The organism is Actinoalloteichus sp. AHMU CJ021 (assembly GCF_002895405.1).
Taxonomy (GTDB): domain Bacteria; phylum Actinomycetota; class Actinomycetes; order Mycobacteriales; family Pseudonocardiaceae; genus Actinoalloteichus_B; species Actinoalloteichus_B caeruleus.
Map to the genome: position 1 here is coordinate 982,170 of NZ_CP025990.1, position 13,095 is coordinate 995,264.

Sequence of the window (13,095 nt, forward strand, 5' to 3'; positions counted from 1 at the left end):
ACGGCGCGGTCAGTTCACTGGAGACCGGCCGCGTCCATGCCCCGGAGCTCCTTCTTCAGGTCGGAGATCTCGTCCCGCAGCCGGGCCGCCACCTCGAACTGGAGGTCCCGCGCGGCCTGCATCATCTGGTCGGTGAGCTGGGCGACGAGGTCGGCGAGCTCCGCCCTCGGCATCGACCGCACATCGCGGTCCTCCAGCACGCCGGCGCTGGAGGACCCGGGGCCGCCACCCCCGGGCTTCTTGCCCCGGGACGCGTTCCGACCCGAGCCACCGACCGGGACGACATCCTCGGAGTCCTCCGCCTCCGAGTGGACGCGGTCGAGGATGTCGGCGATCTTCTTGCGCAACGGCTGCGGGTCGATGCCGTGCTCCTCGTTGTAGGCGACCTGCTTCGCCCGACGCCGGTTCGTCTCGTCGATGGCCCGCCGCATCGAGTCGGTGACCGTGTCGGCGTACATGTGCACCTGTCCGGAGACGTTCCGGGCGGCCCGGCCGATCGTCTGGATCAGGCTGGTGCCCGAGCGCAGGAAGCCCTCCTTGTCCGCGTCCAGGATGGCCACCAGCGACACCTCGGGCAGGTCGAGGCCCTCCCGGAGCAGGTTGATGCCGACCAGCACGTCGAACTCACCGATCCGGAGCTGCCGCAGCAGCTCGACCCGGCGGAGCGTGTCCACCTCCGAGTGGAGGTACCGGACCCTGATCCCCAGCTCCAACAGGTAGTCGGTGAGGTCCTCCGCCATCTTCTTCGTCAGCGTCGTCACCAGCACCCGCTCGTCGGCCTCGGTGCGCAACCGGATCTCGTGCACCAGGTCGTCGATCTGGCCCTCGGTGGGCTTGACGTGCACCTCCGGATCGACCAGCCCCGTCGGGCGGATGACCTGTTCGACGAACTCGCCGCCGGTCTGCCCCATCTCGAACGGCCCCGGAGTCGCCGAGAGGTAGACGGTCTGCCCGATCCGGTCGGCGAACTCCTCCCAGTTCAACGGCCGGTTGTCCAGGGCGCTGGGCAGCCGGAACCCGTGCTCGACCAGGGTGCGTTTCCGGGAGGCGTCCCCCTCGAACATCCCCCCGATCTGGGGGACGGTGACGTGCGACTCGTCGATGATGAGCAGGAAGTCGTCCGGGAAGTAGTCGATCAGGGTGGCCGGGGCGGAGCCGGCAGGCCTGTCGTCGATGAACCGCGAGTAGTTCTCGATGCCGGAGCAGAACCCGACCTGCCGCATCATCTCGATGTCGTAGGAGGTCCGCATCCGCAGCCGCTGGGCCTCCAGCAGCTTCCCGCGCCGCTCCATCGACTCCAGCTGGGTGGCCAGCTCGGCCTCGATCTCACCGATCGCCCGTTCCATGCGGTCCGGCCCGGCCACGTAGTGGGTCGCGGGGAAGATGCGGAGTTCGTCGACCTCGCGGACCACCTCTCCGGTGAGCGGGTGCAGGTAGTGGAGCCGGTCGATCTCGTCGCCGAAGAACTCGATGCGGATGGCGAGCTCCTCGTAGGCGGGGATCACCTCCACGGTGTCCCCGCGTACCCGGAAGGTGCCCCGGTTGAAGGCCAGGTCGTTGCGGGTGTACTGCACGTCGACCAACGCCCGCAGCAGCACGTCCCGGTCGACCTCCTCGTTGAGCCGCAACGGGATCGACCTGTCGAGGTACGACTGCGGGGTCCCGAGGCCGTAGATGCACGACACCGAGGCCACCACGACGACATCCCGCCGGGTGAGCAGGCTCATCGTCGCCGAGTGGCGGAGCCGTTCGACGTCGTCGTTGATCGACGAGTCCTTCTCGATGTAGGTGTCGGTCTGCGGGACGTAGGCCTCGGGCTGGTAGTAGTCGTAGTAGCTGACGAAGTACTCGACGGCGTTCTCCGGGAAGAACCCGCGCAGCTCGTTCGCCAGCTGAGCCGCCAGGGTCTTGTTGGGCGCGAGCAGCAGCGTCGGGCGCTGGACCTTCTCGATCAGCCACGCCGCCGTGGCGGACTTGCCGGTTCCCGTGGCCCCCAGCAGGACCACGTCCTTCTCGCCCGCCCGGATGCGCCGTTCCAACTCGGCGATGGCCTGCGGCTGGTCACCCGCGGGCTCGTAGTCGCTCACGACGCGGAAGCGCCCGTCCGCGCGAGGGATGTCGCTGACCGGACGGAACGCGGAGGAGGCGGTAATCGGTGCGTGTCCCACGTCCACGAGGGTAGGCCGGAACACCGACGGGGGTGGCCCGCCGGGGGCTGGGCCGGGCGCGGCCTCCGCCACCAGGTGGGCCAACTCACCCCGTCGGCGGGTCCGGACGCGGTGGCCGCCGCCACGAGGAGGGTGGGTCTCCCCACCCCGGCCTCAGTCGGAGCAGCAGGAGCAGCTCCCGCAGCAGGAGCAGCCGTTGCCGCAGCAGGAGCAGGCCTCGCAGCAGGAGCAGCCGTTGCCGCAGCAGGAGCAGGCCTCGCAGCAGGGACCGCAGCTCTCGCACAGACCGGTCCGGGGCTGGCCGCTCCACGGGCCCGGGAACGAGTCACGGCAGCAGACCTGGCAGGTGCAGGTCATCCACAGCGCCAACCCGCATCCGGCGAGCACACCCCGGGGCACGGGAGGATTCCGCACCGGGGGGCAGCCGCACCGGCTCCCACCCCCACCACCCGACCGCTCCCCCGGCCCGCCGGGGCCACCGGTGTCGGGCGGATCGGTGGGCCCCGGTCCCTGCCCCGGGTACTCCTGGTACGGCCGGTCATGACCGTGGTCGGGAGGAAGGTGCCGGAGCCCCGGCAGGGTGGTGCGTCCCTGGTGGCCGTGGCCCTGCCCCTCGCGTCCCGCCGGGGGCCCGTCGACGTGCCCCCGGAAGGCGTGGCGCACCGAGCGGGGCAGCTGGTGGGCGAGCAGTGCGTGCGCGAGGCGGGAGTCGGTGAGGGTCACCCGGCGCAGCGCGGCGAGCAGGTCGTCGAGCGCCTCCGCGCAGAGCTCACGGGCCCGGTCCAGGCTCGTCGCGGTGGCGGTCAGCGGGTTCCACGCCCCGCTGGCGGTGTCCGACGGCAGGTCCTGGACCGCGTCCAGGAGGTGCCCCAGCCGGCCGAACATCCGGCCCGCCTCGCGCAGCGGGTCGGCGTTCCCCGGCATCCCGGCCAGCACCGCGGTGTGGGCGAAGGCCTGGGCGGTCGCCGACTCGGTCGGTGCCGTCACCACGCGGACGTCGGAGCCCGGTCGAGCGTCCCGTTCCACCTCGTCCTGGTGCGCGACGACCGCCAGCAGGGAGTCGGTGTCCAGCCGCAGGCCCCGGCCGGCGGCGGAGACCTGACGTGCCCAGCGGTCGGCCACCCGACCGGCGACCGAGCGCACCGGCCGGCGCGCGTAGTGGCCGTCGCCGTCGAGCACGTGGTCCCGGATTCGGGCGGAGGCCAGCGCGAGGGACACCGTGGCCGCCAGTCTGGCCCCCGCGCCCACCGCCACCGAGGCACCCCGGAAGCCGCGCAACGCGCAGGGCCCGGCGGCCCGTTGGGCCGCGCGCGTCCCCTCCGGTGGCAGCTGGGCGGTGAACAGGACCGACAGCAGCAGCCCGTCGTAGCTCGTCGCGACCCTCGCCAGGTGCCCGTGCGCGTCACGGAGCGCGAGGCACAGACCGCACAGGTGCCCCATCCAGGCGGTGCGCAGCGCCGGGGGCAGGGTGTGCTGGCAGGGCCGAAGAATCCCGAACACGTGTCCCTCCACGACCGTCGCGGGTCCCTCCCGCGCCGGGGAGCACAGTCCAGCGCATTTTCACCCATGCGGGGGACGCTGTAATCAAAATGCCGCCTACCCCAGCACGCCGGGGACGCCCTGTTCGCACTGACGGAGGAGGAAGGGGCCCCCACGGCCCGGGCAGGCCGGCCGGCCAGTTCATCCTGGGTGAGCACCCGACCACGCGGACGGCGAGGGCGCCTCCGCCCCCTTCCCCGGATGTGCACTATTGGTGCATGAGCGTCGAGACCACCACCGCCGCCCCGCACATCCACGCGCCCAAGATCGAGCTCTTCGACACCAGAACCATGACCAACACCGATCCGAAGGGATTCCGCCGCACCGTCGACGAGTACCGGCGCGAGGAGTTCGGTCTGTACCTCGCCAGGGAGGTGGTGGACCACCACCGCTTCCGCTACCTGGAATCGTGGCTGTTGCCGGAACACCGCATTCGGTTGAGTCGGTGGACGTGGTGGCCCGGCGAGGAGGCCGACTACGACTTCTACCTCGACGTCGCCGAGATCACCCGTTCCCCGGAGGACCCCGCGCGGTGGCGGACCCGCGACTGCTACCTCGACATCCTCGTCCGCACCGGACGCGGCGTGGAGGTGGTGGACTCCGACGAGCTCATCGCGGCCGTCCGGGCCGACCTGCTCTCCGCTGACAGCGCGGAACGCGCCATGACCGCGGCGCACCACGCCGTCGGCGGCATCGCGGCGCACGGCTACGACGTCACCGCCTGGCTCGCGTCCACCGGCGTCACGATCACCTGGCGAGAGCCAACCGACTCCGCCGACAGCTGACGAGGAATTCGTCAACCGCTGTCCGGGTCGTTCTTCCCCGCGATTCGGGAACGGAACGGAGTCACTGATCGACAATGCCGGATTCGTAACAGAAAGACGATGTTCCCCTCATCACAAAGTGGGGCGAAATGGCTACCCTCTGAGCTTGTGGGCGCCGTTGTCACACCGCAGTTGATCGATGTGGTCGACACGATCACCTCGGTCCGGAACTACCCGTCCGGAACACGTCACCATCTCACCACCTGTCGGGTCGAGCACTGGGGCTTACGCACCGAGAGCGCGACACCCGACGATCCGTTCACCAGCTCCGAGGTCAGCTGGGTCCTGCCCGCCCAGGGCATCAGGATCCAGCGCCGCCGACCCCGGTCGCGGCACGCCAGAAGCGGACCGACCCTGCTGACGGCCATCAGGGTCACCCACGACCACCGCTCCTGGCGGACCACCGACCTCCTCCTGGGGCTCGCCCTCCAGGGTCGGCGGACTCCCCGCATCGTGAACTCGGCCGAGTTCGCGGCGGCGGTGACCGGCCGCGTCCTCCGCGCGGCCGACGCCGAACTGGCGCTGCGGACCGTGCACCGCACGCTGGAGGAGATCAGCGAGTACCACCACGACCTGGGCAGCTGGCTGTTGGGACTCGGCATCACCCGGTCCCTGCCCGGGGGCTGAGCGCGTCGGGGTCGGCGGTGGGTGCGCCGTTACCGACCCCGACGACCAGCCCGGCCCGCCGGGACCAGCCGGTCCCGGGGGTCGCACACGCCCCGGTTCGAGCAACCGCCCCCGCCTGGTCCCCCGACTAGGTCCGGCCGGTCTCGTCCCCGGCCCGCCACCCCACCCGCGCGGCCCACCGGTCGGCCGCTGGCAACCGTTCCGTGAACCAGGGCTCCTTGCCGGCCGTGTACGCCGCCGCGTCGCGGTCTCGGCCGAACCTCTCGGCCGTCGCGCGCTTGAGGCTGGCGTAGTCCGCCCGCGCCGCCTCATCCGCCCGCAACCATGCCGGGAACAGCAGCGCGTACCGCCACCCCTCGGTCCCGACGACCCGCACGTGCAGGTTCACCGCGCGTCCCGGGTCCGCCGAGGTGTGCACGCGCTTGCGCCACTGGTCCGGGTCCGGGTCCCACGGCTGCGGGGCGTCGGAGTCGATGCCCTCGAAACGCGGGAACCCGGCAGCGGCGAGCGGGGCGGCCAGGGCGTCCGCCGTCGCGAGGTCCGCCACCGTCAGCTGGAGGTCGAGGACGTCCTTCGCCGGCAGGTGGGGAACGGAGGTGGAACCGACGTGGTCGACGCGCAGCGCGTCGGGCCCGGCCACGCGGCGCACCCGCTCGACGATCCGCGCGGCCTGCGCCGCCCAGTCCGGGTCGTGGTCGACCAGCACCGGGGCGGTGGCGTCCCGACCCGAGCGGACCAGTCGCACGTTGCGCTCGAAGGGGACCAGGCGGTCACGCCACAGGGCGTCCACCTCGGCCAGCAACACCCGCCGGGACGCCGTGTTGTCCAGCAGGACGTCCGCCGCCGCCCGACGGTCCTCGTCCGTCGCCTGGCTGCCGATGCGACCCCGGGCCTCGGACTCGGTCATCCCCCGGGTCCGACGCAACCGATCCACCCGGACCCGCTCGGGGGCCATCACCACCACCGCCAGGTGGTACTGGGAACTCATCCCCTTCTCGACCAGGAGCGGGATGTCGTGGACGACGACCGCGTCCGGGGGAGCGGCCTCGAACGCCGCGGCGGCCAACTCCGCCACCCGGGGGTGCAGGATCGAGTTCAAGCGGGCCCGCTCCGCCTCGTCCGAGAAGACACGCCGCGCCACCTCCGGGCGGTCCAGGGCCCCCTCCGGGGTCAGCACCCCGACGCCGAACGCGGCGACGACCTCCCGCAGCCCCTCGCTACCGGGCGCCACCACCCGCCTGGCCAGTTCGTCCGCGTCGACCACGACGGCCCCGTGCTCGGCCAGCCGCCGCGCGACGGTGGACTTCCCCGCACCGATGCCCCCGGTCAGTCCGATACGCAGCACAGCGACCCCTCCCGAAACGCGTCAGAGCCCGCACCTCGGGAGGTGCGGGCTCTGACGACCGTACTGGCTCACTCAGCGCGGATCAAAGATCCGGGCTGATCGCGCTCACGCGCCGCCGGACAGCTTCTCCCGCAGGGCGGCGAGCTGCTCGTCGCTGGCGAGCGAACCGCTGGAGTCGGTACGCGGGGTGTCGGACGAGTAGCTCTGGTCGCCGACCGGCTCCACGTCCACGCCCTCCTCGGCAGCCTTGGTGACCTGCTTCTTGTGCTGCTCGTAGCGGCGCTGGGCCTCGGCGTACTGGCCCTCCCACTCCTCGCGCTGCGAGTCGTAGCCCTCCATCCACTCCTGGGTCTCCGGGTCGAAGCCCTCGGGGTAGATGTAGTTGCCCTCGTTGTCGTACTCGGCGGCCATGCCGTACTGGGTCGGGTCGAACTCCATCTCGGGAGTGAAGCCCTCGTTGGCCTGCTTCAGCGACAGCGAGATGCGGCGACGCTCGAGGTCGATGTCGATGACCTTGACCATGACCTCGTTGCCGACCTGCACGACCTGCTCCGGCACCTCGACGTGGCGCTCGGCCAGCTCCGAGATGTGGACCAGACCCTCGATGCCCTCGTCCACCCGGACGAACGCGCCGAAGGGGACCAGCTTGGTGACCTTGCCGGGCACGATCTGGCCGATGGCGTGCGTCCTGGCGAACTGGCGCCACGGGTCTTCCTGGGTGGCCTTGAGCGACAGCGACACGCGCTCGCGCTCCATGTCCACGTCGAGCACCTCGACGGTGACCTCCTGGCCCACCTCGACGACCTCGCTCGGGTGGTCGATGTGCTTCCAGGAGAGCTCGGAGACGTGCACCAGACCGTCCACCCCGCCGAGGTCGACGAAGGCACCGAAGTTGACGATCGAGGAGACGACGCCCTTGCGGACCTGCCCCTTCTGGAGCTGGTTGAGGAACTCGCTCCGCACCTCGGACTGGGTCTGCTCCAGCCAGGCGCGCCGGGACAGGACCACGTTGTTGCGGTTCTTGTCCAGCTCGATGATCTTCGCCTCGAGCTCGCGGCTGACGTAGGGCTGGAGGTCCCGGACGCGGCGCATCTCGACGAGGGAGGCGGGGAGGAAGCCCCGGAGGCCGATGTCGAGGATCAGGCCGCCCTTGACGACCTCGATGACGGTGCCCTTGACCGGCTCGTCCTTCTCCTTGAGCGCCTCGATGGTGCCCCAGGCGCGCTCGTACTGGGCGCGCTTCTTGGACAGGATCAGCCGACCTTCTTTGTCCTCCTTCTGGAGGACAAGGGCCTCGACGTGGTCACCGACGGTGACCACCTCGGCCGGATCGACGTCGTGCTTGATCGACAGCTCGCGCGAAGGAATGACGCCTTCGGTCTTGTAGCCGATGTCGAGCAGCACCTCGTCACGATCGACCTTGACGATGGTGCCTTCAACGATGTCGCCATCGTTGAAGTACTTGATGGTTTCGTCGATGGCCGCGAGGAAGTCCTCCTCCGTCCCGATATCGTTGACGGCAACCTGCTGCTTCGACGAGTTGGCAGCCGGGACAGTGGTGGTGTCGGTGGACATTAGGTAGGTGGCTCCGGTATGGATTCGAGGTAGCGGGCGACTTGCTTCACTTGTCTGCTCTGGACGCCATCGTAGGCCTCCGCGCGACGGGCCGGTAGCTCGCCACCGATCGGTGGCACGACCCCCGCGGGCCCGGATCCACTCCGGCGTCCACGCGACTCGCGGCCCTGACGGGTGCGGAACAGTCTGACAACGCGGAGGTATCGTACGCGCCCAGGTGATCCCTGGGCAAACCCGGATGCGATCCGAAGAAGTTGATCAACGCAGGTAGACGGGTCGGTGGACGAGTGACGAACAGTCCCCAGCCGGGTGCGGGGTCGCCAGCACCCGGGACGACCGGCGACCCGAGGTTCCGGCAGGCGGAGGGCACCCTCGGCACCAGCGGGGTGTCCCGCACCACACCCGGGCCGGCCGCCGCCCGCGCCGCCAGCCGCGCGTGGTGGGACGCCGACGCCGACGACTACCAGCGCGAACACGGCGACTTCCTCGGGCTGACCGAGTTCCGGTGGGCCCCGGAGGGCGTCACCGAAGGCGACCTCGGACTCCTCGGCGAGGTGCGAGGAGCCAGCGTCCTGGAGGTCGGCTGCGGGTCCGCGAGCTGCTCCCGCTGGCTTCGGACGCGGGGCGCCCACCCGGTCGCCATGGACCTCTCCGCCGGCATGTTGCGACACGCCGCGCTGGGCGCCGCCGAGTCCGGCGTCGACGTCCCCCTGGTGCTGGCGAGCGCGGACGCGCTCCCGTTCGCCTCGGAGAGCTTCGACCTCGCGTGCTCGGCGTTCGGCGCGGTCCCGTTCGTCTCCGACCTCGACCGGTTGACCTCCGAGGTTGCCCGGGTCCTCCGGCCCGGCGGACGGTGGGTCTTCGCCGTGACTCACCCGATGCGGTGGATCTTCCCGGACGATCCCGGCCCCGCGGGCCTGACGGTCCGCCAGTCGTACTTCGACCGGACGCCCTACGTCGAGGTCGACGAGGACGGGGTGCCGACCTACGTGGAGTACCACCGGACGATCGGCGACCACGTCCGCGCCCTGGTCGGTGCGGGGCTTCGGCTCGTCGACCTGGTGGAGCCGGAGTGGCCGGCGGGGCACGACCGGGTGTGGGGGCAGTGGAGCCCGCTGCGCGGTCGGCTGTTCCCGGGCACCGCCATCTTCCGCGCGGAGAAGGCGGACGGCTGACGGTCGGCGCCGTCGGGACGGGCTGCCACGCTGGGCCGGTGCCACCCCCGAGCCGCGACAGGAACGAGCGATGACCACCACCCGCAACCTCCTCGCCGAGCAGTCGGCGCGCTTCGCCCGACTGGACCCCGTGATCCCGGCCCAGCGGGTCGCGCCCGTGGGAGAACCGGTGGTCGCCGCCCTGCCCGACGGCAGGGTGGTCGGGGGCGTGGTCGCCTTCCACCACCACCCTCCCGGCACCGTGTCCAGCCTGTGGTCGGCCCGGTACTGCCGCGAGCTGACGCCCCTGCTCGGCTCGGTGGGGGCGGAGGGACTGGCCGAACTCCTCGCCGCGGCCCGCCCGGTACTGGTGGACGGGCTGGCGGCCGAACCGGACTCGGCGGTCGAGGTGATCTGGCCCAGCCGGGACGCCGAGGCGACGCGGGTGCTGCTCGACCACGGCTTCGTGCCGCTGAGCGTGCTCGCGATCAGGACCACCGCCGCCCCGTCCCGGCCGGCACCGGTCGACGACCGGGTCCGGGTGCGCCGGGGCGGGCCCTCGGACCTGACGGAGGTCCTGGACCTGGCGATGGCGGAGTTGGAGTACTCCGCGCTGGTCGGCGGGACCGTCCTGCGCCCGGACGCCCGTGACCTGAAGGCGGAGACCCTGCGGACGAGACTGGCGGGGGACCACCCCGTCTGGCTGGCGGAGGTGGACGGACTGGTGATCGGCCTCGCCGAGGGCGCGTGGAGCCCCGTGGCGGAGGGCAGCCCGGGGTCGACCCGCCTCCCCACCGGCCTCCTCGGGTACGTCAACTGCGTGTCGGTGGCCTCCGGAGCCCGAGGGCTGGGCGTGGGTCAGCTGTTGATGGCCCGGGCGCACGAGGAGTTCGACACGGCGGGGGCGCGGGCCACCTACCTGTACTACAACCCGCCCAACCCGCTCAGCTCGGTGTTCTGGCCACGACAGGGCTACCGGCCGCTCTGGACCATCTGGGAATCCCGTCCCGCCACCGGACTGCGTCACGGCCCGTGATGACACAGCGTCACTCCGAAATCGGACAATAATAGTTACCACATGGTTATCTCACGAGAGTGACGTTTCCCCCGGATCGAGTTGACCAGCGGTGGAGACCACGGAACAGCGGCCCCCCAGTCGTCTACCCCGCCAGCCCGCGCATCCCGCGCCCGGCACGACCCCCGACGGCGCACACCCAGCGTGACCTGCGACGCGACCCCCCACCTCGCGTCCACTGGCGCCCACCGCCACCGCCGGCGGAACCGCCGAGGCGGCTGGCCGAGGGCGCGGCGCGACCGGGCCGGGGGCCGTCACCCGGGGCCGCTCCCCGCCCCTGACCCGGCCAGCCCAGTCACCGTTGCGTCGTCGGTCGCATTCCCGATGTGACATTCGGCCGCCGAACACCCCGCCGATCGGGGTAGCCAGCCATTGACTGCTCACTTCGCGCCCCTGTTCACTCCACAGTTGATTGCGCAAGCAACCTGCGGGGGCGAACCTCCCCCCGCGGGTCGGGTGGTGGTACCTCGGTCGAGGAGGAGACGAGATGGTGGACAGACGTTCGATGCTCAAGCTCGTGGCGGCGGGCGGAGTGGCCGGCGGCCTGGGGCTGGCCGGCGCGGGGAGCGCGCTCGCCGGGGGCCACCGCCCCCGACCGGGCAGTGGACGCACCGGCGACATCCTCGCCCTGGTCGAGAAGGGCAGCCACCAGCTGAGCTTCTTCGACACCGCGAGCGGCGAGCGCCAGACGACGATCGGGCTGCCCGACTACCCGCACGAGATGGTCTCCGACCGGCGCAAGCGTTACGCCTTCATCGGCCACTACGGGGTGCGGATGTCCGGCGACGAGGGCCAGGGCGGGAACTCCGTCCTCGTCGTCGACCTCCAACGGCGCCGCCTCGTGCGCACCATCAGCACGGGATCCCACAACCGCATCCACGGACTGGCCGTCGACCGCCAGGACCGGCTCTTCGTGTTGAGCGAGGGCACGAACACCCTGCTGGTCTTCGACGACCCGCTCACCGACACCCGCCCGGCCGCCGTCCTGCCGACCGGGGGCCGCAAGACCCACATGGTCGCGGTGACCCGCGACGGCGAGCGCGCCTTCGCCACCGGCCTGGAATCGAACTCGGTCTCCGTGGTCCGCCCGTGGGTCGCCTCCGTCGGGCCCCGGGTGGTGGGTGCCGGGGCGCTGCCGGAGGGCTGCTCGCTCAGCGAGGACGAGCGCACCCTCTACGTGGGTGCCCGGCAGACCCCGGCGGTGCTGGAGTTCGACACCGCCTCGATGCGGCTGCGCCGGTCCTTCCCCATCGACGGGGACCCGCTGCGGGTGTACGCGATCAGGAAGAACCGGCTGCTGATCACGGACATCCAGAACAACCAGGTCCACCTGTACACCCGGGACTACCGGCACATCGCGTCGATCACGATGCGGGGCATCCCCGCGTCGGCGATCCTCCACCCCGACGAGGACATCGCCCTGATCCCGCAGTTCGAGACGAGCACGGTGAGCACCATCGACCTGACCACGAACACCGTGATCGGCGAGTTCGACTGCGGCACGGAGCCGGACGGCTCCGTCCTGCTCGTCGGCGGAAGCCGCCGCTGAGAGAGCCGCCCAGGGGCTCGGCCCAACCCGCCGGGCCGGTCGTCACGGGCCGGCCCGGTCCGCCGCCCGCGCCGAAGGGAGTCGGCCACCGACGGCCATCGACGGCCGCCGGCACCGACCACCCGGCGGCGGGCGCGTGGCGGTCCTCCCGCCGCCCGGCGCGGTTCGGGCGCGCTGGCGCGTGCCAGGCCAGCCGCGAGCGCCCCGGAGCCGTGTCCGGCGACCGGGGCGGCGCGTGGCGGGGACGCCCGACCCCGCCACCGCGGTGAACCCGGGGTGGGAACACCGGACCGACGACACCCCCGGTCGCTCCACGCCGGTGGCTGGGGGCGGGTCAGCGCCCGGGCACCCGGCCCCGACCCGGTCACGGGGGTGGCTCGTCCCGCCGGCACGGCGGATCCTCGTCCGGCCTGGCTCCCCCGCCACCGGCCTCCACGGAGGGCCGGTACGGCGGAGGCGTTGGCGAACCACGTCCCACCGGCGGAGCCGCGCCCCGCTCGAGGACAGCGGCGGCACCGCCGTCGCGCCCGGGTGAGGGGGCCACGCCTGCGCGAACGCCCCCGGCCACGCCGCCCAGGGACGCCCCAGGGGGCGGTCGACGCCACCGACCGGGTCGGCGGTAGGGCCTGGCCCGTCGGGCACGGGGCGTCGCCCCCGGCGGCAGCGCACGGGAGCGCCCGAGGGTGGTCGGGGCACCTCCGTGATGGCGCCAGCCCACGGCCATCGCGGGGTCCCGACGCCGGACGCGCTCGCCAGCCCGGCCCCGTCCCCCGCGACCGGGCGGTTCCCGCCACCCGCTCGCTCCTCCGGCACCGCCTCGCGCCGCACCGGGTGGGGATCGACCGCACCCGGCCGGTCCCCACCCCGGCTCAGAGCTCCTCGTACCTCGCGACCTCGACGAGGTTGCCGTCCGGATCGCGGAAGTACAGCGAGATCATCGGGCCGAGCGCGCCCTGCCGCGAGACCGGCCCCTCCTCGATCCGCACGTCACAGGCCCACAGGTGGTCCTTCACCTCGGCGATGGGGGTGGTGGTGATGAGGCAGAGGTCCACCGAACCGGGCAACGGGTAGGTCGCGGACGGCCCGATCTCCTGCGAGGCGGGGTGCAGGTTGATCCGCTGCACCCCGAACGCCAGGCCCTGGCGCCCCTCCGCGTAGGTGACCGGTTGCATGCCGAGCACGTCGCGGTAGAACGCGACCGTCCGGTCCATGTCGTTGACGGTCATCACTATGTGATCG

Annotated in this window: 10 protein-coding genes; 5 read left to right on the top strand and 5 right to left on the bottom strand. The window is 72.0% G+C overall.

Annotated features, from left to right (window positions below):
• Positions 1–14: 14 nt before the first annotated feature.
• Entirely contained in the window at positions 15–2,168 is a 2,154-nt protein-coding gene (gene uvrB, locus C1701_RS03730; protein ID WP_211256599.1) for an excinuclease ABC subunit UvrB, read from the bottom strand.
• Between the two features lie 153 nt (positions 2,169–2,321).
• Entirely contained in the window at positions 2,322–3,668 is a 1,347-nt protein-coding gene (locus tag C1701_RS03740) for a DUF5685 family protein (protein ID WP_030227796.1), read from the bottom strand.
• A 257-nt stretch (positions 3,669–3,925) separates the two neighbouring features.
• On the opposite strand from C1701_RS03740, the gene C1701_RS03745 reads away from it, so the two are divergent.
• Together C1701_RS03745 and C1701_RS03750 are read left to right on the top strand one after the other, a co-directional pair.
• On the top strand, positions 3,926–4,492 hold the full coding sequence (locus C1701_RS03745) for a DUF402 domain-containing protein (protein ID WP_026418942.1): 567 nt from the start codon (positions 3,926–3,928) through the stop codon (positions 4,490–4,492).
• A gap of 147 nt (positions 4,493–4,639) precedes the next feature.
• Positions 4,640–5,158: a hypothetical protein gene (locus C1701_RS03750; protein ID WP_026418943.1), complete on the top strand. Its 519-nt coding sequence runs from the start codon at positions 4,640–4,642 to the stop codon at positions 5,156–5,158.
• A 127-nt stretch (positions 5,159–5,285) separates the two neighbouring features.
• Here C1701_RS03750 and coaE read toward each other — a convergent pair whose 3' ends face one another.
• Both coaE and rpsA read right to left on the bottom strand, forming a co-directional pair.
• Positions 5,286–6,503, bottom strand: a complete 1,218-nt coding sequence (coaE, locus tag C1701_RS03755) for a dephospho-CoA kinase (RefSeq protein ID WP_026418944.1) — start codon at positions 6,501–6,503, stop codon at positions 5,286–5,288.
• Positions 6,504–6,608: 105 nt separating this feature from the next.
• Complete coding sequence (gene rpsA / locus C1701_RS03760; protein ID WP_026418945.1) at positions 6,609–8,078, bottom strand: 30S ribosomal protein S1; 1,470 nt, start codon at positions 8,076–8,078, stop codon at positions 6,609–6,611.
• A gap of 287 nt (positions 8,079–8,365) precedes the next feature.
• Here rpsA and C1701_RS03765 point away from each other — a divergent pair, with 287 nt between their 5' ends.
• From C1701_RS03765 to C1701_RS03775, 3 genes are all read left to right on the top strand, one after another.
• The gene (locus tag C1701_RS03765; protein ID WP_103055550.1) at positions 8,366–9,253 is read left to right on the top strand and encodes a class I SAM-dependent methyltransferase; all 888 of its coding nucleotides are present in this window, start codon (positions 8,366–8,368) and stop codon (positions 9,251–9,253) included.
• Between the two features lie 70 nt (positions 9,254–9,323).
• Entirely contained in the window at positions 9,324–10,268 is a 945-nt protein-coding gene (locus C1701_RS03770) for a GNAT family N-acetyltransferase (RefSeq protein ID WP_026418947.1), read from the top strand.
• A 526-nt stretch (positions 10,269–10,794) separates the two neighbouring features.
• The gene (locus C1701_RS03775) at positions 10,795–11,856 is read left to right on the top strand and encodes a YncE family protein (RefSeq protein WP_026418948.1); all 1,062 of its coding nucleotides are present in this window, start codon (positions 10,795–10,797) and stop codon (positions 11,854–11,856) included.
• Positions 11,857–12,725: 869 nt separating this feature from the next.
• Here the strand turns inward: C1701_RS03775 and C1701_RS03780 are convergent.
• Positions 12,726–13,082 (bottom strand): VOC family protein, encoded by a 357-nt coding sequence (locus tag C1701_RS03780; protein ID WP_030105787.1) that lies wholly within the window; start codon positions 13,080–13,082, stop codon positions 12,726–12,728.
• Positions 13,083–13,095: the final 13 nt, after the last annotated feature.